Annotated in this window: 18 protein-coding genes; 16 read left to right on the top strand and 2 right to left on the bottom strand. The window is 71.8% G+C overall.

Going from position 1 to position 21,527, the window contains the following annotated elements:
- Window positions 1-126: 126 nt before the first annotated feature.
- Window positions 127-1,026 carry an N-acetylglucosamine kinase gene (locus H295_RS0107495; RefSeq protein WP_020134726.1) on the bottom strand — a complete coding sequence of 300 codons (900 nt, stop codon included), beginning with the start codon at window positions 1,024-1,026 and terminating at the stop codon, window positions 127-129.
- A 308-nt stretch (window positions 1,027-1,334) separates the two neighbouring features.
- On the opposite strand from H295_RS0107495, the gene H295_RS0107490 reads away from it, so the two are divergent.
- The 9 genes from H295_RS0107490 to H295_RS0107450 all read left to right on the top strand — a co-directional run bounded on the left by H295_RS0107490 (window position 1,335) and on the right by H295_RS0107450 (window position 12,220).
- Window positions 1,335-2,456 carry an ROK family protein gene (locus H295_RS0107490; RefSeq protein ID WP_020134725.1) on the top strand — a complete coding sequence of 374 codons (1,122 nt, stop codon included), beginning with the start codon at window positions 1,335-1,337 and terminating at the stop codon, window positions 2,454-2,456.
- A 277-nt stretch (window positions 2,457-2,733) separates the two neighbouring features.
- Window positions 2,734-4,056, top strand: coding sequence for an extracellular solute-binding protein (locus tag H295_RS0107485; RefSeq protein WP_020134724.1), 1,323 nt, complete (start codon window positions 2,734-2,736; stop codon window positions 4,054-4,056).
- 125 nt (window positions 4,057-4,181) lie between these two features.
- Complete coding sequence (locus tag H295_RS0107480) at window positions 4,182-5,102, top strand: carbohydrate ABC transporter permease (protein WP_028809152.1); 921 nt, start codon at window positions 4,182-4,184, stop codon at window positions 5,100-5,102.
- Window positions 5,099-6,001 carry a carbohydrate ABC transporter permease gene (locus tag H295_RS0107475; protein ID WP_020134722.1) on the top strand — a complete coding sequence of 301 codons (903 nt, stop codon included), beginning with the start codon at window positions 5,099-5,101 and terminating at the stop codon, window positions 5,999-6,001. Before H295_RS0107480 ends, H295_RS0107475 begins: the two co-directional genes overlap by 4 nt.
- 2 nt (window positions 6,002-6,003) lie before the next feature.
- Window positions 6,004-7,695: a hypothetical protein gene (locus H295_RS0107470; RefSeq protein ID WP_020134721.1), complete on the top strand. Its 1,692-nt coding sequence runs from the start codon at window positions 6,004-6,006 to the stop codon at window positions 7,693-7,695.
- A 13-nt stretch (window positions 7,696-7,708) separates the two neighbouring features.
- A complete protein-coding gene (locus H295_RS0107465; protein WP_028809151.1) occupies window positions 7,709-9,541 on the top strand; it encodes a hypothetical protein in 1,833 nt (610 codons plus the stop codon).
- 148 nt (window positions 9,542-9,689) lie between these two features.
- A complete protein-coding gene (locus tag H295_RS0107460) occupies window positions 9,690-10,874 on the top strand; it encodes a cytochrome P450 (RefSeq protein WP_020134719.1) in 1,185 nt (394 codons plus the stop codon).
- Window positions 10,875-10,886: 12 nt separating this feature from the next.
- Window positions 10,887-11,084 carry a ferredoxin gene (locus H295_RS0107455; RefSeq protein ID WP_020134718.1) on the top strand — a complete coding sequence of 66 codons (198 nt, stop codon included), beginning with the start codon at window positions 10,887-10,889 and terminating at the stop codon, window positions 11,082-11,084.
- On the top strand, window positions 11,081-12,220 hold the full coding sequence (locus H295_RS0107450) for an NAD(P)/FAD-dependent oxidoreductase (protein ID WP_020134717.1): 1,140 nt from the start codon (window positions 11,081-11,083) through the stop codon (window positions 12,218-12,220). The genes H295_RS0107455 and H295_RS0107450 overlap by 4 nt, the downstream gene beginning before the upstream one ends.
- A 12-nt stretch (window positions 12,221-12,232) precedes the next feature.
- Here the strand turns inward: H295_RS0107450 and H295_RS0107445 are convergent, their stop codons facing one another.
- Window positions 12,233-12,865 carry a nucleoside/nucleotide kinase family protein gene (locus H295_RS0107445; RefSeq protein WP_020134716.1) on the bottom strand — a complete coding sequence of 211 codons (633 nt, stop codon included), beginning with the start codon at window positions 12,863-12,865 and terminating at the stop codon, window positions 12,233-12,235.
- Between the two features lie 78 nt (window positions 12,866-12,943).
- On the opposite strand from H295_RS0107445, the gene H295_RS0107440 reads away from it, so the two are divergent.
- The 7 genes from H295_RS0107440 (at window position 12,944) to H295_RS0107410 (ending at window position 21,506) form a co-directional block, all read left to right on the top strand.
- Window positions 12,944-13,375 carry a YybH family protein gene (locus H295_RS0107440; RefSeq protein WP_020134715.1) on the top strand — a complete coding sequence of 144 codons (432 nt, stop codon included), beginning with the start codon at window positions 12,944-12,946 and terminating at the stop codon, window positions 13,373-13,375.
- Between the two features lie 43 nt (window positions 13,376-13,418).
- Window positions 13,419-14,156 (top strand): beta-phosphoglucomutase family hydrolase, encoded by a 738-nt coding sequence (locus H295_RS0107435; RefSeq protein WP_020134714.1) that lies wholly within the window; start codon window positions 13,419-13,421, stop codon window positions 14,154-14,156.
- Window positions 14,153-16,507: a glycoside hydrolase family 65 protein gene (locus H295_RS0107430; RefSeq protein ID WP_020134713.1), complete on the top strand. Its 2,355-nt coding sequence runs from the start codon at window positions 14,153-14,155 to the stop codon at window positions 16,505-16,507. The genes H295_RS0107435 and H295_RS0107430 overlap by 4 nt, the downstream gene beginning before the upstream one ends.
- Before the next feature lie 137 nt (window positions 16,508-16,644).
- Complete coding sequence (locus H295_RS0107425) at window positions 16,645-18,132, top strand: hypothetical protein (protein ID WP_020134712.1); 1,488 nt, start codon at window positions 16,645-16,647, stop codon at window positions 18,130-18,132.
- Complete coding sequence (locus H295_RS0107420) at window positions 18,129-19,067, top strand: lysylphosphatidylglycerol synthase domain-containing protein (protein WP_020134711.1); 939 nt, start codon at window positions 18,129-18,131, stop codon at window positions 19,065-19,067. The genes H295_RS0107425 and H295_RS0107420 overlap by 4 nt, the downstream gene beginning before the upstream one ends.
- Before the next feature lie 302 nt (window positions 19,068-19,369).
- Window positions 19,370-20,224 carry a proteasome subunit beta gene (gene prcB / locus H295_RS0107415; protein WP_020134710.1) on the top strand — a complete coding sequence of 285 codons (855 nt, stop codon included), beginning with the start codon at window positions 19,370-19,372 and terminating at the stop codon, window positions 20,222-20,224.
- A 127-nt stretch (window positions 20,225-20,351) separates the two neighbouring features.
- Window positions 20,352-21,506, top strand: coding sequence for a HoxN/HupN/NixA family nickel/cobalt transporter (locus tag H295_RS0107410; protein ID WP_028809149.1), 1,155 nt, complete (start codon window positions 20,352-20,354; stop codon window positions 21,504-21,506).
- Window positions 21,507-21,527 lie beyond the last annotated feature (21 nt).

The following is a 21,527-nucleotide window of genomic DNA, read 5'->3' as shown; positions in this document are numbered from 1 at the left end:
AGTGGTGTGGATGCGACTCATGATGCGCCTGAGGACTGAGCGTCGAATGCGCTTTCCGAAGTCGTCCGAGCGAAGATCTACGGGCGGGTCATGTCGGAGCGGAGGAGACTCGGCGACGAGGGCGTGTCACACAAGTGAACGGGCCATCGCCACGGCCCCCTCGACCGGCGGCTCCCGCAGCGGACGCGGCCGTGCCGTGGGCACGCTCTCGGCGAGCGCCGACACGAACGCGTCGTACAGCGGGGGCTGGGCGAGGACGGTGCTGCCCGCGACCACGACGTCGTCGACCACGACCCCGCGCGCGGCGAGGCGCCCGACGAGTGCGGCCAGGGCGTGACCCGCCTCCGTGATCACGGTGCGGGCGAGCAGGGATCCGGCCTCGGCGGCCGCGAAGACGGCAGGGGCGTGCCGGCCCCATTCCGCGGAGGCAGCCGTGACGTGTTCCAGCGCGGCGCCGAGCGCGGGCACCTCGGGGACGTCGAACCCGGCGAGCAGACCGTGCGCCAGCGCGTCGGGTTCCTCGCCGCGGTCGTGCGCCGCCCATACGGCACGGACGGCCTCGCGGACCAGACCGGCGGCGCCGCCCTCGTCGCCGAGGAGCGCACCCCAGCCGCCGACCTGCACCGGGGTGCCGTCGGCGAAACGGCCCACGGCGACGGAGCCGGTGCCGGCGACCAGGCCGACGCCCTTCTCCACTCCCGCGGCCGGTACCAGCAGCTCGGCGTCGCCCACGACCAGCGCGGGCGCGTCGAAGTGCAGCTGGAGAGCGGTGCGGATCTGCGCGCACTGGCGCGGGGTCTCACAGGCATGGCCGCCGACGGCGAGCGCCGCCGGGCGAACGCCCGCGGGCAGGGCCTCGGCGGCCAGTGCGGCCAGCCAGCCGGCCGCGGCCACGGGGTCGTGCGGCCGCCAGCCGGCGCTGGAACGGACGTGATCGGCCACGAGGGCGTCGCCCGCGTACGCGCGCAGCTGGGTCTTGGTGCCGCCCACGTCGATGCCGACCACCAGGGGTGCGGTGTCCTGCACGGATCCTCTTTCGTCGGTGCGCTGGGTGCTGCGACGGTGGGCGAACCGTGCCTGGAGGCAAGGCAGTTGATGAACTCGGGAAGCCCCGGGACGGGCTTCTGACGGACCACGGCAGGCGAGTACCGTGACGTTCGTTAGGAAGTTAACTAACGAAGTACAGTGCCTGTCAATAGGCGTTGCGCACCCGGCTTCCCGGGCATCCTCCCCGGGCCGGGAACGCGCGGCGCCCGAGCAACCCATCGCCGCCTCCCGCCGAGCCGCTCGGGTCGGGAAGAGGCCTTTGACCTGGGGGAACTGTGGAGCATGACGTGGTGAGAGCCCCCCGTCTGACCGAGAGCGCCAACGCTGTATTCGCCGTGCTGGCCCAGGCGGGGGCCGCGACCCGGCCGCAGCTGGCGAGTCTGGCGCGCCTGTCCAAGCCGACGGTGTCCTCCGCCGTGGCCGAACTGGAGGGCGCCCATCTCGCCGCCCACTCCGGCACCTCGTCCGGGGCCACGGGCCGCAGCGCCGCCGTCTATCGACTGGGACCGGCCGCGGGCGCCGTGCTCGCCGTCGACCTGGGTCCCGCCCTCACCCGGGTCCGCGGCTGCGCCCTGGACGGCACCCTGCTCGCCGAGGCCACCGGGCCCCGGGAGGACGCCGCCGACGTGGTGCGGGAGGCGCTGTCCGCGCTGCCCCCGGACGCGCCGCTGCGCACCATCGTGGTAGCCGTCGGTGACGTCACCGCCCCGCAGCGGCTGCGCCCGGCCACCGCCAAGGCCGGTCCCGTCTTCGACGCGGTGACCGTGGCGCTGCCGCCCGGAGTCCCCGTCCACCTGGAGAACAACGTCAACTGCGCCGCCCTCGCCGAACTGCACGAGGGCGCGGCCCGCGGCAGGCACACCTTCGGCTATCTGCGGATCGGCGTCGGTATCGGTCTCGGCATCGTCGTCGGGGGACAGGTGCTGGCCGGTGCCAACGGGGCCGCGGGTGAGCTCGCTCGGCTGCCCTACCCCTGGGACGACGACCTGGAGCCCCGCCACGAGGCCCTGGAGGAGTACATCGGGGCCCACTCCCTGCTGCGCCGGGCCGCGGCGGCCTGGCCGGATTCCGACGGCCCCTGCCCGCGCACCGCCGAACAGCTCTTCGCGCTGGCCGGAGACGGGGTGGACACGGCCCGTGCGATCGTCGGCCGGCACGCCGTGGACGTAGGCCGGCTGGCCGCCGCGGTGACCGCCGTACTGGACCCCGGGCTGCTCGTCCTGGGCGGCAGCACCGGGGCGTTCCCGCAGCTCCTGCCCGGTGTGCGGGCCGAGCTCGAGCGACTGAGCTGGCCCACCGAGGTGGTCAGCAGCCAGGTCGGTGATCTCGGCACCGTGGTGGGCGCCGCCCGCCTCGCGGTCGCCAGAGGAGTCCAAACCGTGACCCAGCCTGTGCGAACGAAGGATTGACGGTTTCGGACTCGGTCTGCCAATGTCCGGACAAGCGCTTTCTAAGTCGGCCGGGACGCCGGCTTGGGGCGAGCGTCCCGCCCGTACTCGATGTACGGCAACCGCACGAGGGCGTGCCCGTGCGGTGACGGTCCAAGGGACCGGGGATCCTCGCCCGTCAGGATGACGCGGCCGGGCGAGGCCGTGCCCTCGGAAAGCGAACCTCCTGCAAACTGCACCAGTGCCGCCAAGATCGGCGCCGTGCTCCGTCCCCTACGACGAAAAAAAGGGATCGAAGATGACCACTGTGGGTGTGCGGCGCTCTCGCCGTCTCGGCCGCGGCGGCACGCGCCGCCTGGTTTCCCTCGCTGCCGCTGTCTCGGCAGGTGCTCTGACGCTCACCGCCTGTGGCGGGGACGGCGGCTCCGGCGGTACCTCCAAGTCGCTGACCTTCTGGATCTCCACCGTTCCGGGCCAGGACGCGGGCTGGAAGAAGGTGGTCGCCGACTACAAGAAGGAAGCCGGCGTCAGCATCAAGCTCGTCAACATCCCCTACGACGGCTACACGACGAAGCTGCACAACGCCGCGCAGGCGAACTCCCTGCCCGACGTGGCGGCCGTTCCGGCGCTCGACCCGATCTGGTCGAGCAAGCTGATCGACCTCAAGTCCATCGCGGACAAGAAGAGCAACAACATCAACCAGAACTTCCTTGCCAAGGACTCCTCCGGCAAGGTGCTCTCGATCCCCTCCGACGTCACCGCGTCCGGCCTGTTCATCAACAAGTCGCTCTTCGAGAAGGCCGGGGTCTCCTTCCCGACCGACCCGGCGAAGACCTGGACCTGGACCGACTTCATCGCCGCGGCCAACAAGGTCCGCGAGAAGACCGGCGTCAAGTACTCGCTCACCTTCGACCAGTCGCCGTCGCGACTGCGCGCCATGGTGTACGAGATGGGCGGCAAGTACGTCCACGCCGACGACTCCGGCAAGTTCTCGGTGGACGACGCCACCAAGAAGGCCGTGAACACCTTCGTCGGCTGGAACGACGACAAGACCATGCCGAAGTCGGTGTGGACCTCCGGCGCCGACCCGTCCGCCATGTTCCAGAGCGGTGACGTCGTCGCCTACTGGTCCGGCGTGTGGCAGGTCGCCGCCTTCTCGGACAGCATCAAGAAGTTCGAGTGGGCGAGCGTCCCGACCCCCGCCCAGCCGGTGCAGGCCAGTGACGTCAACGCCGGCGGCCTGGTGGTCGGCTTCAACAACAACAGCGACGCGGCCGGTGCCGCCACGAAGTTCCTGTCCTGGCTGTACGAGCCGGCCCACTACAAGGTGCTGTGCGAGACGTCCGGCTTCCTGCCGGTCGAGAGCGGCCTGAACCCGGCGTACCCCTTCAAGTCCGATGCGGCGCAGGCGGCGTTCAAGCTCTACAACCAGGAGATCCCGCTCTACGCCCCGATCTCCGGCTACTTCAACAACGCCCAGACGGAGTGGGTGCTGAAGGGCAAGAGCATCACCGAGGACCCGACCAAGACGGAGCTCGGCAAGGCCATCAACGGCCAGCAGTCGGCCGACAAGGCGCTGCAGAACATCGTGGACGGCTACAACCAGCAGGTCGGCGGCTGATCACAGGCCACCGGCGCCCGGGCGGCGGCGTCCCCACCCCGCCGCCCGGCCCCGCCCGTCCACCTGACGCCGGGCTCAGGGCCAGAGCCCACCGCAATCCCTTCCACCAGCACGGAGACAGGAAGATGACAAAACGCGCCTCGGACGTGTCGGTGAGCCCGCCGAGTCGTCCCAGCAGACGCAGTAAGTACACGCTTGCGCCGCTCGTCCTCATCGCGGCCAACGTCGTGCTCTTCGCGCTGTTCTTCGTCTGGCCCGCGGTGATCGGGCTCATCTACTCCTTCACGAACTACACGGGCGTGGGGGTGTTCCAGTGGGTCGGCCTGGACAACTACCAGAACCTGTTCGGGGACTCCACGTTCTACGACGCGCTGACCCGGACGCTGCTCTACACGGTCCTCTTCGTCCCGCTGAACTTCGTGGTCTCGCTGCTCGCCGCCAACCTCGTGGTGAGCAAGCACGCCAAGGGCGGCTCCGTCGCCCGCGTCATCTTCTTCATCCCGTGGCTGCTGTCGCCCATCGTCGTGGGTGTCCTGTGGCGGTGGATGTTCGGTGAGAACTTCGGCCTGGTCAACTACGTCATCGAGAAGTTCGGCGGGGACGCCGTGCCGTGGCAGTCGAACGCGGACCTCTCGCTGCTCGTGGTCGTGATGGCGGCGGCCTGGGCCTGGACGGGCTTCACCATGCTGCTGTTCATCGCGGCGATCAAGAACGTGCCAGTGTCGTACTACGAGGCGGCCTCGCTCGACGGCGCCGGCCCCTGGCGCCAGTTCTTCAGCATCACCCTGCCGAGCATCGCGCCCACCTCGTTCATCGTGATCCTGCTCAACACGATCAACTCGATGAAGGAGTACCCGGTCTTCGTCGCCCTCAACAACGGCGGACCCGGCACCTCGAACAACCTGCTCGTCCAGTACATCTACGAGACCGGCTTCAAGCGGGGCCAGATCGGCTACGCGAGCGCCGCGTCGTTCGTGCTCATGCTCATCCTGATGGCCGTCGCGATCATCCAGCTGGTCGTCAACCGACGGGTGGAGAACCGATGACAACCACCGACATCCCGCGCCCGGCCGACGTCGGCTCCCAGCGGAGGGTCTCCAAGAAGCGGTCCCGCAAGACGGCCACCGGGGGACTCCGCCAGGCCGTGTCCGCGACGACACTGCTGTGGATCATGGCGTGCCTGTACGGCTTCCCGGTGCTGTGGTTCGTCCTCAGCTCCTTCAAGCCGTCCAGCGACCTCTTCTCCTATCCGCTGACGCTGGTCCCGCACAACCCCACGCTCTCCGGCTTCAAGGCGGCCTGGGACAGCGCCAACTTCTCCCAGTACTTCATCAACACGGCCCTCGTGTGCGTGATCACGACGATCCTCACGGTGGGCGTCAGCTGCTGCACCGGGTACGCGCTGGCCAAGTACGACAACAAGTGGCTCAAGGCGTTCTTCATCTGCATCCTGGCCACCACCATGCTGCCGGGCGAGGTCATGCTCGCCCCGGAGTTCCTGGTCGTGCGCAACCTCGGCCTCTACAACTCGTTCGCCGGCATCATCCTCCCGGCCGTGCTCACCGCGACCGGCTGCTTCATGTTCCGCCAGTTCTTCCTGACGGTCCCCGACGAACTCGTGGAGGCCGCGCGCATCGACGGCGCCCGCGAACTGGCCATCTTCGCGCGGATCATGGTGCCGCTGTCCCGGCCCATCATGCTGACCCTCGCCATCCTGTCCTTCCAGTGGCGCTGGAACGACTACATCTGGCCGCTGCTGATGCTGAACGACCCCAACAAGTTCACCGTCCAGATCGGCATCCAGAGCATCGTCGGCGCGCAGAACATCAACTGGTCGGTCCTGCTGGGCGCGTCGGTCATCTCGATGATCCCGCTGATCGCGATCTTCCTGGTCTTCCAGAAGTACGTCATGGGTGCCGACATCAACGCCGGACTGAAGGACTGACCTTGCCGTTCCCGCTCGACCACGAGTTCGTCCGCGCGGCAGCGCTCGCCGCCGACGGGTCGGCCGACCCGTCGGCGGAGTTCATCGAGCCGCACCGCGCCCTGGCCCGGCGGGTGAAGACCCTGGTCGCGGCGTACCGCTCGCCGGAGTCGGCCCTGCACGGCAGCGAGCGGGCCGTCGCCGGCGCGCTGACCCACCTGCGTGCCCTGCGGTCCGTGCAGACGCCCTCCGGCCTCTTCGCGGGCGGCGACAACGTGCAGTCGCCGCCGGACTCCGCGTTCACCGTCAACGACGTGTGCGACGCGCACGTCCTGGCGGCGGCCGCGGGGCCCGAACTGGCCGACGTCACGGCGGCGCTCGCCGAGATCGCCGGTGCCGCCACCGAGAGCCTCCTGACCGGTGGGGTGCACACCCCCAACCACCGCTGGGAGCTGTCCGCGGCGCTGGCCCGGCTGCACCGGTCGTTCCCCGACGACCGGCTGCTCGCCCGCGCCGAGGAGTGGCTCGCCGAGGGCGTCGACATCGACGCCGACGGCCTGTACTCGGAACGCAGCGCCGTCTACGCGTCCATCGTGACCAACCCGGCGCTGCTGCTCCTCGCCGAGGTGCTCGGGCGTCCCGAACTGGTGGACGCCGTCGAACGCAACCTCACCGCGACCCTGGACCTGATCAGGCCGGACGGCACGGTGGAGACCGTCCACTCGCGCCGCCAGGACCAGAGGCAGTCGTTCGCGCTGTGGCCCTACCTGCCCCACTACCGGCTGCTCGCGGTCCGCACCGGCCGGGGCGACTTCGCCCGCGCGGCCCGCCTGGCGGCCGCGGACGGCATCCACGATCCCGACCTGCTCGCCCAGATCCTCCTCACCCCGGATCTGGCCCGCCCGCTGCCGACCCCGGACCCGGAGCAGCTCCCACGCGACCGGTACCTCCCCACCACACGCCTCGCCGTCCACGCCTCGGCCACCGCGCACACCGTGGTCTACGGCGGCTCCGACGTGCCCGAGCACCGGCGCATCCGCTCGGGCCTGGCCTGCAACCCCACCTTCCTGCGCATGTTCGCCGGTGCCGCCGTCCTCGACGCGGTCCGGCTCTCCCGCGGCTTCTTCGACCTGGGCCCGTTCCGCGCCGCCGAGACGGAACGGCTCGCCGACCACCGGTACCGGCTCACCCAGACCCTCACCAGCGCCTACTACCAGCCGCTCCCGAAGGACCGCAGGCGCGACGACGGCGCCTACCGCCTGGTGGACGATGGCCGTTTCTCCGCGGCGATGGACTTCCCCGGCCGCCCCCAGGACGAGGTCTCCCACACCACCCGGGTCGAGGTCGACCTGCGGGACGACGGGGCCGACCTCCGGATCGACATCAGCGGCCCACCGGTGCCGTGGTCCCTCGAACTGACCTTCCGGCCGGGCGGCGAGCCGCAGGGGGCCGTACCGCTCGGCGACGGACGCTGGTGCATGACGACCGAGCCCCTGACCTACCGCGTCGGCGACGACGAGATCCGGGTCGAGGCCGTCGTAGAGACGGGCGAACCGCTCGTCGGCCCGGACCGGAGCGACGTCCTGCGCTACGACCCGGGGCAGGACTACACCGTGGCCGGCGGCACCGACGCGACGACCGGGAACCGCTTCCACCTCGGCGGGCACGGACCGCAGACACTGACTCTCACACTGCGTGCCGGCTCCCCGGCATGAAGGGCTGATCTCCTTGCACCTCCCACGCCAGCTCGCGCCGCTGCACGACCTGCCGGACACCCCGGAGGCCTACGACGCCGTCCTCGCCGACGTCACCGAGCAGGCCCTCGCCCGCCTCACCCCCGAGGGCAACCTCGAACACCCCGACTGCGACGACGACATCGGTGACACCTCCCTCGGGATCACCTCGCTGCTCGCCCACGCCTGGCAGCGCGGCAAGGACCCGAGGCTGCCGGAGGCGGTCGCCCGCAGTCTCGCCTTCCACCTGCGCGAGCGGGTGTACACCGACGACAACCCGGGCTACCCGAACCTCAAGGTGCGCAACTCCGGTCTGCCGTACGCCCGTTACACCCTGGAGGCCGGTGCCCACCCCATCGGGGACTGGCCGAGCACGGTGTGGGCGCTGCTCCAGGCCGTGAACGTCCTCGACGCCGCCGACGGCCTGGTCGACGACGGACAGCGCGCCGAACTCCTGGACGTGGCCCGCGGATACTGGCGCTGGCTGACTGAGGCGACCTTCTTCAACCCGCAGGAGGCCGGCAACCAGGCCATCGGCTGCGTGGTCGGCGGTCTGATGCTGGCCGCCCATCTCCCGGGCGCGGAGGGGGAGTCGGTCCGGGCGCGGGCGCTCCGGCTGTACGCCGACGAGATCCACGCCCACCGTGTCACCGACCGAGGCGCGGCCCTGCCCCCCGAGCACGGCGGCGCCTACGACAACAACTACGGCCCGATCTCCCTGTCGTTCCTGGCCCAGGCCCACCGGGTCAGCGGCGCGGAGATCTTCGCCGAGGACGGCGACACGCTGGCCCGTTACATCGACGCCCGGCTGACGGGCGGCGGCTTCGACAACGGCGGCCCGCGCTACAGCGAGCAGCACTCCGCCTTCGAGTCGGTCCTCGGCCTGCGCTACTTCGGCGCCCGGATCGGCGCCGACCTCGGCCGCTACCGGGCCGACAGCCGCTGGGCCCGGCATGCCGTCAAGGAGGACGGCGGGGTGGACGGCCACTTCGCCTGGATGCTGGTCTGGCAGAGCCAGGACACCACGCGCTGGCACCGGGAGCCGTCCACCGTCATCGCCCGTCACCAACTGCGCGCGGGCACGGTCTCGGTGGCCTTCGACTCGAGGATGACTCCCGCGGTGGTCGAGGCGGCGGGCACCTACTACCTGCCGGCGGCCGTGAACCGCCAGCACGGCTTCGGACCGGTCGTCGACGGCTTCCTGCTGTGCCGCCCCATGGGCGAGGTCCGGGTCCGTGACGTGCGCTCCGACGGCCTCACCGCCAAGCTCGTCACCAAGCCCGTCGTCGGCCGCGACCACGTCCTGCGGCACGTCCAGTCCCTGTACGTCACCGACGGCACGAGCCTGTGGACCACGGTGACCGTGGAGCGCCTCCCCGGCACGCCCTACCTGCTGGCCGGGCTGCCCTACGCCGAGGACGACGGCGACCGGGTGCGCCGCACGGCCGAGGGCGAGGTGACCTCCGTGGGCGCGCTGCGGCTGACGCACCCGTCGGCCGAGGGCATCGACCACTTCGACGCCCGTACCGAGACGACCCAGGAACTCGCCGCGTTCGCCCTGGCCGAGGACCCGCGCGGCTACGGCAACCCCGACGAGGGGTGGCGGCACCTGGTCAGTTCCACGGCGCTGGAGGCGGACCCCGTGCAGGACGCCCCGGACGACCTGCACGCCTTCGCCGTCCGGTACGGCCCCGGCGCCCCGCTCACGGCGACCTTCACCCGGGACGGCGCCGGGCTCACGATCCGCACGGAGGCGTTCACGGCGAAGCTCGGGGAGGTGGCGGGCGACGCCCACGGGGAGCCGGAACTGAGGCTGTCGGCCGGCTGACGGACCGGGCCCTTCCTGGACACCAGCAGTTCTGATGATTTCATCGGTTTAACGGTGGCGTCACTCTTGACGCCCATTCCATCAACCCTGATGATTTCATCACTGCGGCGTTGTCGCTCTCTCACGGCTGCTTCCAGGAGGGCTCCCCGTGCCCCTGCGTACCGACATCCCCGTCTACCGGCCCGATCTGTACTCGGCCTCCGCCATCCGCGACACCTATCCCCACTACGCCGCGCTGCGTGAACTGGGCCCCGTGGTCTGGCTGAGCAAGCACAAGGTCTACGCCCTGCCGCGCTACGCCGAGTGCAAGCAGGTGCTGCTGGACGACGACACCTTCGTCTCCTCCGCCGGCGTCGGCCTCAACCCCGTCGCCAACCGGGTGGGCCAGGGAACCACCCTGTTCAGCGACGGCGAGGACCACGCCCGCCGCCGCTCCCTGCTCGCGCACCGCCTCACCCCCCGGGCGCTGCGCACGATGAAGGACACCGTCGACCAGCAGGCCGCCGCCGTGGCCGCGGACGCCGTGGCCCGCCGGACGGTCGACGCCGTCGAGCTCGCCACGGCGCTGCCGATGTCCGTCGTCCCCGACCTGGTCGGCTGGCCCCAACAGGGCCGTGAGCACCTGCTGCGCTGGGCCGGCGCCACCTTCGACGCCCTGGGCCCCCTCAACTGCCAGGCGGCCCGCACCCTCCCCGCGTCCCTCGGCATGATGCGCTACGCGCGCGGTGTCGTGCGCGACCGGTCCGCACTGGACGGCAGCATGGGCCACGACCTGCTGCGCGCCGCCGACGAGGGCCGGATCATGCCCGCGGAGTGCGCCACCATGATGATCGACTACCTGGCGCCCTCCCTGGACACCACCATCAGCGCCATCTCAAGTGCCCTGTACCTGTTCGCCGTTCACCCCGAACAGTGGCGCCTGCTGAAGGCCGACCCGGACCTCGTCCCCAAAGCGGTCAACGAGGTCGTCCGCCACGAATCCCCGATCCGGGCCTTCTCCCGGACCGCAGCCCACGACACGGAGGTCGCAGGCACCCCCATCCCCAAGGGCTCCCGGCTGCTGGTCCTCTACGGCTCCGCCAACCGCGACCCGCTCGAGTGGGACGACCCGGACACCTTCGACATCCGCCGCGACGCCGCCCGCCAACTCGGCTTCGGACAGGGCACCCACGGCTGCGCCGGACAGGGCCTGGCCCGCATGGAGACCTCCGCGATCCTGCGCGCCCTGGTCGAACGCGTCGACCGCATCGAGATGACCGGTCAGCCCGAGTGGGCCCTGAACAACGTGATCCACCGCCTCGAACGCCTGCCGCTGGAACTCATCCCCGCCTGAACGGACAGCACCATGAAGATCTCCGTCGACCACCCACGCTGCGAAGGCCACGGTCTGTGCGCCGACCAGGCACCCGACATCTTCAGCCTGGACGACGACGCCGAACTCACGTACCGCTTCGAGGGCACCGACGTCCCCGACGAGAGCCGGCCCGCCGCCCGGGCGGCCGTCAACGCCTGCCCCGTCGCCGCCCTCCGAGTCCTGCCGTGACCGCCGCGCGCTCGGTGCTCGTCGTCGGCGAGTCACTCGCCGGCACCACCGCCGCCCGCCACCTGCGCACCCTCGGCCACGCCGGGCCGCTCACCCTCGTCGGCGCCGAGGAACAGGGCGCGTACTCCCGCCCGCCCCTGTCCAAGGTGGTCCTGAAGGACCCGTCCGCCGACCAGTCCCTGGGCCTTGCTCTTGACGGTCTCGACGCCGACGTCATCCGTTCGCCGGCCGTCGTCGCCGACACCGAACGGCGCACCGTCACCACCGCCGACGGCCACCGGATCGGCTACGACGCGCTGATCGTCGCCACCGGCGCGGACGCCCGCCGGCTCGCCGCCCCCGGACAGCGGGGCGAACTCGTCCTGCGCACGCTGGAGGACGCGCGCCGGCTCCGATCCCGCCTGGCGGACGCCAGGTCGGCGATCGTGGTCGGCGCCGGTTTCCTCGGCATGGAGGTGGCTGGCGCCTGCGCCGCCCGCGGCATCCCCGTGACGGTCGTGGACACCGACCGGCCGCTGCAACGGGTCCTCGGCGCCTACCTGTCCGCCGAGATCACCGCACGTGCCGCGGCACACGGCATCCGCTTCGTCCAGGCCACCGGCTTCGCCACCCTGACCGGCGACCCCGTGGACGGCGTGGCGCTCCCGGACGGCACCGAACTCACCGCGGACCTCGTGGTCACCTGTGCCGGAGAAGTCCCCTGCGTCGACTGGCTGGCAGGGACGGGCCTCGCCGGACGCCTCGGCGTCGGCATCGACCATGCCTGTGCCACCACCGTGCCCGGCGTGTTCGCCGCCGGTGACGTCACCTACCTCCATGCCCAGGGCACACAGCCCGACCGGCGTGCGCCCTTCTGGTCCAACGCCGTCGCCCAGGGCAGGGCCGCCGCTGCTTCGGTACTCGGTCTTCCGCTGCCGGGGCCGGCGCAGGACGACTACTTCTGGACCGAGGTCACCGGTCTCTCCGTCAAGATCGTCGGCCGTCTGCCGCTCCTCGGCGAACCGGCCGCGGTGCAGGGCAGCGTGGCCGACGGACGGGCACTGCTGACCTGGAACCATGCCGACGGCACCTCGACAGCGGTCGCCTACGGACTGCGCAAGCCGGTCGCGGCACTACGGGCCCTGGCCGGCACGTAAGTGCAGAGTGCCTCAAGCAAGCACCGTCGCCGGCACCACGAGATCCGCCCGGTCCCGGGTCGCCGCGACCAGCTCCGCGTTGGGCTGGTCCGAACGCAGCACCCACGCCACCGCCTCCGCGTGGGTCTTGCCGAACTCCTCGTGCCGGGCGATCAGCCGCCGCAGCCGTTCCTCCTCGTCCGGCTCGCAGAACCACACCTCGTCCAGCTGGGACCGCACCCGGGGCCACAGCAGCAGGTAGTTGCCCTCGGTGACGATCAGCCGGGCGGTCGGGAACACCGGGACCGCTCCGGCGACCGCCTGCTCCAGGACCCGCTCGAAGCCCGGCGCGTACACGACGGAGTCGTCCGGCTCCTCGCGCAGCCGCCGCAGCAGCGCCGCGTACCCGGCCGCGTCGAACGTCTCGGGCGCTCCCTTGCGGTCACGCAGACCGAGCCGGTCCAGCTCCACGTCGGCGAGGTGGAAGCCGTCCATGGGGACGTGCGCCACCCAGAGCTCGCCCGAGCCGTTGAGCGCCCGCACCAGCCGTTCGGCGAGGGTCGTCTTGCCCGAGCCGGGGGAGCCGGCGATCCCGAGGACCGCCCGCCCGTCGTCCCGGGCGAGGGCACGCGCTCGTATCACAAGGTCGTCGAAGGTCAGCGGCACACGCCGAGTCTTTCATTCGAGGACCACAGGCCGACCAGGCACCCTGGAGTGCGGAAGGGGGAGAAAGGAGCCCCAGCCGTGCCCCAGTACTCCTACCGGACCCACACCCCGGACGCCGGGGACGACGAGGCGCAGATCCGCGCCCTCGTCACGGCGTGGGCCGCCGCCGTGCACCGCGGCGACCTCGCGGGTGTCGTGGCCGACCACGCCCAGGACATCGTGCTGTACGACGTGCCGCCGCCCCACCACGGCATCCGGGGGCTGGCCGCCTACCGCGCGCACTGGCCGCCCTTCTTCGCCTGGCAGGCCCAGGGCGCCTGCTTCGACATCGAGACCCTCGACGTCACCGCCGGCACCGACGTGGCGTACGCCCACGCCCTGCTGCGCTGCGCCACCCCGGAGGAGCTCGCCGCGCACCCGGACGTCCGCCTCCGGCTCACCTTCGGACTGCGCAAGGAACGCGGCCGCTGGCTGGTGGCGCACGAGCACCACTCGTTCCCGCACGAGTGAATCCACCTGTTGACGGAGCGCGAGACCGGGAACCGGTCCCTGTATGACGGATCTCGGTCTCCCTGAAGACATCAAGGCCTGCCTCTTCGACCTCGACGGGGTCGTCACCAAGACGGCCGTCGTGCACGCGGCAGCCTGGAAGGAGATGTTCGACGCGTTCCTGCGCGAACGTGAGGGCGAGGACTTCCGGCCCTTCGACGACCACGACTACGACCAGTACGTCGACGGTTTGCCACGGGCCGACGGCGTCCGCGCCTTCCTCGCCTCCCGCGGCATCGAGCTGCCCGAGGGGACCGCGGACGACCCACCGGGCGCCGAGACGGTCAACGGCCTCGGCAACCGCAAGAACGCCCTCGTCCTGGAGAAGATCCGCACCGACGGCGTCGAGGCCTACGACGACACCCTGGCCTACATCCGCGAGGCCCGCGCCCGGGGGCTGCGCACCGCGATCGTCTCCTCCAGCGCCAACTGCCGTGACGTGCTGCGCGCGATCGACGCCGAGGACCTCTTCGACGTACGCGTCGACGGCGTGGTCGCCAAGGAGCGGAAGCTGCCCGGCAAGCCGCGCCCGGACACCTTCCTGGCCGCCGCCGAGGACCTGGGCCTGGACGCAGCGCGCTCCGCCGTCTTCGAGGACGCCCTGGCGGGCATGGACGCGGGCCGCGCGGGCGGCTTCGGGTACGTCGTCGGCCTCGACCGGGTCGGACAGGCCGACGCCCTCTACGAGCACGGCGCCGACATCGTCGTGAAGGGTCTCGCCGAACTGGGAGGACACGCGTGATCACCCACCGTTCCTACACCGTCGAGCCCTGGGCGGTCCGCGAGACCTCCCTCAACCTCGACGTCCTCGCCCAGAGCGAGTCCGTGTTCGCCCTGTCCAACGGCCATGTCGGCTGGCGCGGCAACCTCGACGAGGGCGAACCGCACGGCCTGCCAGGCTCCTACCTCAACGGCGTCCACGAACTGCACCCGCTGCCGTACGCCGAGGCCGGATACGGCTATCCGGAGTCCGGCCAGACCGCCATCGACGTCACCAACGGCAAGATCCTGCGGCTCCTCGTCGACGACGAGCCCTTCGACCTGCGCTACGGCCGTCTCGTCTCCCACGAACGCGCCCTCGACCTGCGCCGGGGCGTGCTGGAGCGGACATGCGAGTGGATCTCGCCGGCCGGCTCCCGGATCAGGGTGCGCTCCACCCGGCTGGTCTCCCTCACCCAGCGGGCGGTCGCCGCCGTGGCCTACGAGGTGGAGCCCGTCGACAGCCGCACCCGCGTGGTGATCCAGTCCGAGCTGGTCACCAACGAGAGCCTGCCCTCGCCGAACGGCGACCCGCGCGCCGCGAAGGCCCTCAAGTCGCCGCTCGAACACGAGGAGGGCTTCGCCGACGGCACCCGGCTGCGCCTCGTGCACCGCACCCGGCAGAGCGGACTGAGGGTCGCCGTGGCCGCCGACCATGTGATCGACGGGCCCGGGCGCACCACCACCAGCAGCGAGGAGATGGTGGACCTGGCCAGGCTGACCGTCACCTCCGTGCTGGAGCCGGGTGAGCGGCTGCGGGTGGAGAAGCTGGTCGCGCACGGCTGGTCCGGTGTCCGCTCCCGGCCCGCGATGAGCGACCAGGTGGACGCGGCCCTCGCGGCCGCCGCCCACAGCGGCTGGGACGGACTCCTGGACGAGCAGCGCGGCTACCTCGACGACTTCTGGGGCCGCGCAGACGTCGAGGTCGACGGCGACGAGGAGATCCAGCAGGCGGTCCGCTTCGCGCTCTTCCACGTCCTCCAGGCCGGCGCCCGGGCCGAGCAACGGGCCATCCCCGCCAAGGGGTTGACCGGCTCCGGCTACGACGGCCATGCCTTCTGGGACACCGAGACCTTCGTCCTGCCCCTGCTCACCTACACCGAACCCCGAGCCGTCGCCGAGGCCCTGCGCTGGCGGCAGCACACCCTGCCCGCCGCCCGCGAACGCGCCGCCCAACTCGGCCTGCGCGGCGCCGCGTTCCCCTGGCGGACCATCGACGGCTCGGAAGGATCGGCGTACTGGCCCGCGGGCACCGCCGCCTTCCACGTCAACGCGGCCGTCGCGGACGCCGTGGTGCGCTACACCGAGGCCACCGGCGACCTGGACTTCGATCGCGACACCGGAGTCGAACTCCTCGTGGAGACTGCCCGGTTGTGGCGCTCGCTCGGTCACCACGACCACCGGGGCGTCTTCCACATCGACGGCGTCACCGGGCCCGACGAGTACAGCGCCGTCGCCGACGACAACACGTACACCAACCTGATGGCCCGCGCGAACCTCCTGGCGGCCGCCGACGCCTGCGCCCGCCACCCCCGACGGGCCGCCGAACTCGGCGTCGACGACGAGGAGAGCGCCGCCTGGCGCGACGCCGCCGAGGCCGTGCACATCCCCTACAACGACGAACTCGGCGTGCACGAACAGCACGCCGGCTTCACCCGTCACCAGCCCTGGGACTTCGCCGCCACGAGCGCCGACCAGTACCCGCTGATGCTGCACTTCCCCTACTTCGACCTCTACCGCAAGCAGGTGATCAAACAGGCCGACCTGGTGCTGGCGATGTACCTGTGCAGCAACTGGTTCGAGGAGTTCCACGACGAGGAGCAGATCGCCCGCAACTTCGCCTACTACGAGCCGCTGACCGTCCGCGACTCCTCCCTGTCGGCCTGCGTCCAGGCGGTCGTCGCCGCCCGCGCCGGACACCTGTCCCTGGCCTACGCCTACACGGCGGAGGCGGCGCTGATGGACCTCGCGGACCTGGAGAACAACACCCGCGACGGACTCCACATCGCCTCCCTGGCCGGCACCTGGACGGCCCTGGTCGCCGGGTTCGGCGGACTGCGCAGGGACGGTGCCTCGCTCCGGTTCGCGCCCCGGCTGCCCGAGCGGTTCAGCCGGCTCGCCTTCAACCTCCGGCTCCTGGGCCGCTGTCTGCGGGTGGAGATCGGCCCGGACAAGGCGACGTACACCCTGGTGTCGGGCGCCCCACTGACGATCAGCCACCACGGCACCCCGCTGACCCTGAACGGTGACGACCCCGTCGTCCGCGCCGTCCCCGCGCCGCGCGACCGCCCGGCCCCGGACCAGCCCCCGCACCGCGCCCCGCACGTGCGCTGAGCCCGGACGGCGATCCGGCCGGTCGCCGCTTGGCCGAACTCCACCCTGCACCCCCCTCTGCCGCGGGTTACTTTGTCCCTGGCTTTGTGTAACGGACCAGTCCCCGCGGCAGACGGGGTGAGGGGTGGACGAGGACGATGGCCCACGGCGACAGCGCCCTGCTCGACGGTGCGCGGCGACGTACCGACGCGGATCCCCCCGGCACGTCCTTCCGAGACCGCGGCCACTGGCTGATCGCGGCGGTGGCCGCCGCCTTCACCCTGGCCCAACTCCTCCTCGTCCGCCCCGGGATGGGCCTCGGCTGGGACGAGACCGTGTACGTCAGCCAGGTCGGAACCCAGGCCCCGGCCGCCTACTTCAGCGCCCCGCGCGCCCGCGGCGTCTCGCTCCTGGTGGCCCCGATCGCGAGCTGGTCGACCTCGACCGAACTCCTGCGCGTCTACCTCGCCGTCCTGTCCGGCCTCGCCCTCTACCTGGCTCTGCGCACCTGGCGCGGCCTCTTCCCGGACCGTGTCCTGGCCGTCGGCGGCGCCCTGTTCGCCTCCCTGTGGATCACCGTGTTCTACGGCCCGCAGGCCATGCCCAACTACTGGGTCGCCGTCGGGGCGCTGGGCACCGTGGGCTGCTTCCTGCGGGCCCGCGAGCACCCGAGGGCCCTGTGGGGGGTCGTGGCCGGTGCCGCGCTCATGGCGTGGATGCGGCCCACCGACGCCGTATGGACCACCCTCCCGCTGTTCGTCGTCGCCGCCGTCACCCGGCGGCTGCGCCCCGCCGTCGCGCTCGTGGCCGGACTGGTCCTGGGCGGTGTGCAGTGGGTGATCGAGGCCTTCACCAGCTACGGCGGTCTGGCCGAGCGGCTGCACGAGGGCTCCCGCATCCAGGGCGGCCTCGGTCCCCAGTTCGCCGTCGTCGACCAGTTGCGCAGCCTCGGCGGCCGGGCCCTGTGCCGCCCGTGCACCGGCCCGCTGCCCAACCCGGCCGTCATGACGTGGTGGTTCGTCCTCCCGCTGCTGGCCGCCGTCGGACTGGTGGTCGCGGTCCGGGCCGGACGCACGGCCCGCACCCTCGTCCCGCTGGCCTGCGCCACGACGGCCGCCGTGCCCTACCTCTTCCTGATCGGCTACGCGGCACCCCGGTTCCTGCTGCCCGCCTACCTCCTGATGGCGATTCCGGTCGCCGACGCGCTGTTCCACCTCACGACCACCCCGGCCGGCCGGTGGCGGCCGGTCGCGGCGACGCTCCTCGCGATCGGGCTCGCGGGCCATCTGGCGGTGCAGTACGCCGTGCTGGAGCGCACCGTGAAGCGCACCACCGGCTCCCACCAGGACTGGGCGGACACCGCGGCCGAACTGCACCGCCTGGGCGTACGGCCGCCCTGTGTGCTCACCGGCTACCTGTCGGTCCCCGTCGCCTACTACGCCGGGTGCCACTCGGCCGCGGCCTTCGGCCCCAACACCAACAGCACCGAGTCCGGAATCCTCGGGGCGTCCCGCCGTATGCCCGTCGCCGTGCTCACCGAGCACGGCGCCGAGCCGCCCGCCTATGCCCGCGACTGGCCCACCCGGCCCGCCGCCGGGATGGACCTGCACATCGCGCCGAGCCAGAGCGAACGCGGCCCGACATGACGGCCGACCAGGTCACCGCCCCCGGCCGCCGACGCGTGTACGGGCAACTCGCCCTCACGCTCGGCGTCCTGACGGCCACCGGGTATCTGGCCCGCAGCCACTGGTCCGTGCTGGAGACGGGTGCGCTGCGGCTCGCCCTGGCCGATCCGGGCTGGCTGCTCGTCGCAGCCACGGCCGCCGCGGTGACCTGGATGTGCTCGGCACTGGCCCAACAGGGCGCGGTGCTACGGCCGTTGCCGGCCCGGCGCCTGGTGGCCGCGCAGTTCGCCGCCGGTGCCGCGGGCCAGCTGGTGCCCGCCGGACTCGGCAGCGGCGCGGTCAACCTGCGCTTCCTCATGGGATGCGGGCTGTCCGCCGGACGCGCGGCGACCGCGCTCGCGGTGAAAGCAACGGCGGGCGGACTCACCCGCGCGGCTCTCATCGCCGTCCTCGCGGCGGCCTGCCCCGGTGTCCTCGGGCTGCCGCGTCCGTACGCCGGGTGGCTGGTCGTGGCCGGGGCCGGCGCCGCGCTGGCCGGACTCCTTGCGGCCGTGCTGTGGCCGCGGTGCCGGGGAGCCCTGGCGTTCGTCCTGGCCGACATCAGGGCGGTCCACTCACGACCGTGCCGTGCGCTCGCCCTGTGGGGCGGCTCGCTGGGCTTCGCCGTCCTGCACGCGGTCGTGCTGATCGCCGTCACTCGCGCCGTCGCGCTGCCGCTGGCCCCGCCCCTGGTGGCGCTGCTCTACCTAACGGCGAGCAGCGCGGCCGCCCTGCTGCCCACGCCCGGCGGCCTCGGCTCCCTCGACGCGGCGCTCGCCCTCGCCCTCACCGCGGGCGGAGCTCCGGGTGTGGCGGCCGCCTCCGCGGTGCTCGGCTACCGGCTGCTGACGGTGTGGCTGCCCCTGCTGCCCGGCCTGCTGGTGCTCGCCGTGCTCGTCCGCCGCAAGGCGCTGTGAGCCCGGTCGGCGGCGATCGGCGCCACTTCCATGGACCCGCGGCCCCTCCCGGCCGTCCTCGACCCCGCCCTTGCGCACCGCCCCCGACCGCGTCGGGCGGGCTCTCGACAGGAGTGTGGCGGCACGAGCACCCATGTCGAGGCCCCCGTCGTGGGCGCCGGGGTCGGCGCTGCGGCGCCCGGCTCCGCGCGGCCGATCCGGGACTTCCTGATCATCGAGGTGGCCGGCGACTTCGGCGGCGTTTCCGGGCGCCGTGCTTCTGGTAGGACTCCGGATGTCGGCCGACGGCGAGGGGGAGTGCCATGACGGGGAACGAGCACGGCGGACGGCTGGGGGAGGAGTTCTTCACCCCGGGCTCCTCGTCCTTCACCGAGTTCCTGGCCGCCCACCGCCCCGAACTGCTGAGCACCCGCAGGGTGCTGCCGGACGGTGTGCGGGCCGCCCCGGACCAGGTGCCGCACGGCACCACCGTGCTCGCCCTCTCCTTCCGCGACGGCGTCCTCATCGCCGGCGACCGCAGAGCCACCATGGGCAACCTCATCGCCCAGCGCGACCTGGAGAAGGTGCACCCGGCCGACGACCACACGGCGGTCGCCTTCGCCGGCACCGTCGGACTCGCCCTCGACATGGTCAAGCTCTACCAGGTCGAACTCGCCCACTTCGAGAAGATCGAGGGCGTCGGCATGACCCTCGACGGCAAGGCGCGCCGCCTGGCCGGCATGATCCGGCAGAACCTCGGCCAGGCCATGCAGGGCCTCGCCGTCGTCCCCCTCCTCGTCGGCTACGACCCGGCCCGGACCGAGGGCGAACGGGGCCGCATCTTCAGCTTCGACATCGCCGGCGGACTCTACGAGAAGGCAGGTTTCCACGCCGAGGGCTCCGGCTCGCCGTACGCCAGAGGCGCGCTCAAGAAGCTGTTCCACAAGGGACTCGACCGCCGCGAGGCCGCGCTCACCGCGCTCCAGGCGCTCTACGACGCGGCCGACGACGACTCCGCGACCGGCGGCCCGGACATCAACCGGCGGATCTTCCCCATCGTCTCCGTCATCACCGAGGACGGCTTCGAGCGACTGCCCGAGACGGAGACGGCGGTACTCAGCCGGGAGATGGTCGAGCAGCGGCGGGCCAGGCCGGACGGGCCGAACGCGACACCCTGACCGGGCACTTTCCCCAGTCGTGACAAAGACCTGCCACGGGCTTTACTGCACATGACTTGCAGGTACCGGAGGATGGCACAAGGCTGCTGACCGCGGCCGTACCTCCTCCAGAAGGATTCTCCGCCCGATGACGGCCGCCCCTGACTCCGCTCCGCCCCTCCTCCCCGCCACCGCCCCCGCGAGGGGCTCGGTATGGCACCGCGTCCGTCACTCCATGACGCGGCAGGAGTGGGTCAGGGCGGGCGGCATGGCCGCGGTCGTCGTGGCCCTGCACGTCATCGGCTGGGTCACGCTGGTGGCGATCGTCGCTCCGCACCACTACAGCGTCGGCGAGAAGTCCTTCGGCGTCGGCATCGGCGTGACCGCCTACACCCTCGGCATGCGGCACGCCTTCGACGCCGACCACATCGCGGCGATCGACAACACCACCCGCAAGCTGATGGGGGAGGGGCAACGGCCGCTCTCGGTCGGGTTCTGGTTCTCGCTCGGCCACTCCAGCGTGGTCTTCGTCCTCGCCCTGCTGCTCTCGCTGGGCGTCAAGGCCCTCGCCGGACCCGTGCGCAACGGCGACTCCCGGCTCCACGACGTGACCGGTCTGATCGGTACGACCGTCTCGGGCGCGTTCCTCTACCTCATCGCGGCGGTCAACCTGGTCGTCCTCGTGGGCATCTGGAAGGTGTTCCGGCGGATGCGCTCGGGCCGCTACGACGAGGCGGCGCTGGAGGAGCAGCTGAACAGCCGCGGCTTCATGAACCGCCTGCTGGGCCGGGTCATGCGGTCGATCACCCGGCCGTGGCAGATGTACCCGCTGGGCCTGCTGTTCGGCCTGGGCTTCGACACGGCGACGGAGATCGCCCTGCTGGTCCTGGCCGGCTCGGGAGCCGCCTCGGGGCTGCCCTGGTACGCGATCCTCACCCTGCCGGTCCTCTTCGCCGCCGGCATGTCCCTCCTGGACACCATCGACGGCTCCTTCATGAACTTCGCCTACGGCTGGGCCTTCTCGAAGCCGGTCCGCAAGGTCTACTACAACCTGACGGTCACCGGTCTGTCGGTCGCCGTCGCCCTCCTCATCGGCACGGTCGAACTCCTGGGTCTGCTCGCCGACAAGCTGAACCTCCAGGGCCCCTTCTGGACCTGGATCGCAGGGCTCGACCTCAACCTCCTCGGCTTCGTCATCGTCGGCCTGTTCCTCGTCACGTGGATCGTCGCCCTGGTGGTGTGGAAGGTCGGCCGGATCGAGGAGAAGTGGACGGCGGGGCTCGCCGAACAGCCCGCCGAATGACCGGCCTTGGGGGCCGCGTGG

This window comes from Streptomyces sp. 351MFTsu5.1, from assembly GCF_000383655.1.
Lineage (GTDB): Bacteria > Actinomycetota > Actinomycetes > Streptomycetales > Streptomycetaceae > Streptomyces > Streptomyces griseorubiginosus.
The sequence above is the reverse complement of the archived record's forward strand: the minus strand, read 5'-3'. Positions and strand labels throughout refer to the sequence as shown.

What these genes read in the sequence shown, in the direction of transcription:
- H295_RS0107485 (WP_020134724.1), top strand. Translation starts at nt 2,734, where the DNA reads ATGACCACTGTGGGTGTGCGGCGCTCTCGCCGTCTCGGCCGCGGCGGC.
- H295_RS0107480 (WP_028809152.1), top strand. Translation starts at nt 4,182, where the DNA reads ATGACAAAACGCGCCTCGGACGTGTCGGTGAGCCCGCCGAGTCGTCCC.
- H295_RS0107475 (WP_020134722.1), top strand. Translation starts at nt 5,099, where the DNA reads ATGACAACCACCGACATCCCGCGCCCGGCCGACGTCGGCTCCCAGCGG.
- H295_RS0107455 (WP_020134718.1), top strand. Translation starts at nt 10,887, where the DNA reads ATGAAGATCTCCGTCGACCACCCACGCTGCGAAGGCCACGGTCTGTGC.
- H295_RS0107435 (WP_020134714.1), top strand. Translation starts at nt 13,419, where the DNA reads ATGACGGATCTCGGTCTCCCTGAAGACATCAAGGCCTGCCTCTTCGAC.
- H295_RS0107425 (WP_020134712.1), top strand. Translation starts at nt 16,645, where the DNA reads ATGGCCCACGGCGACAGCGCCCTGCTCGACGGTGCGCGGCGACGTACC.
- H295_RS0107420 (WP_020134711.1), top strand. Translation starts at nt 18,129, where the DNA reads ATGACGGCCGACCAGGTCACCGCCCCCGGCCGCCGACGCGTGTACGGG.
- prcB (WP_020134710.1), top strand. Translation starts at nt 19,370, where the DNA reads ATGACGGGGAACGAGCACGGCGGACGGCTGGGGGAGGAGTTCTTCACC.
- H295_RS0107410 (WP_028809149.1), top strand. Translation starts at nt 20,352, where the DNA reads ATGACGGCCGCCCCTGACTCCGCTCCGCCCCTCCTCCCCGCCACCGCC.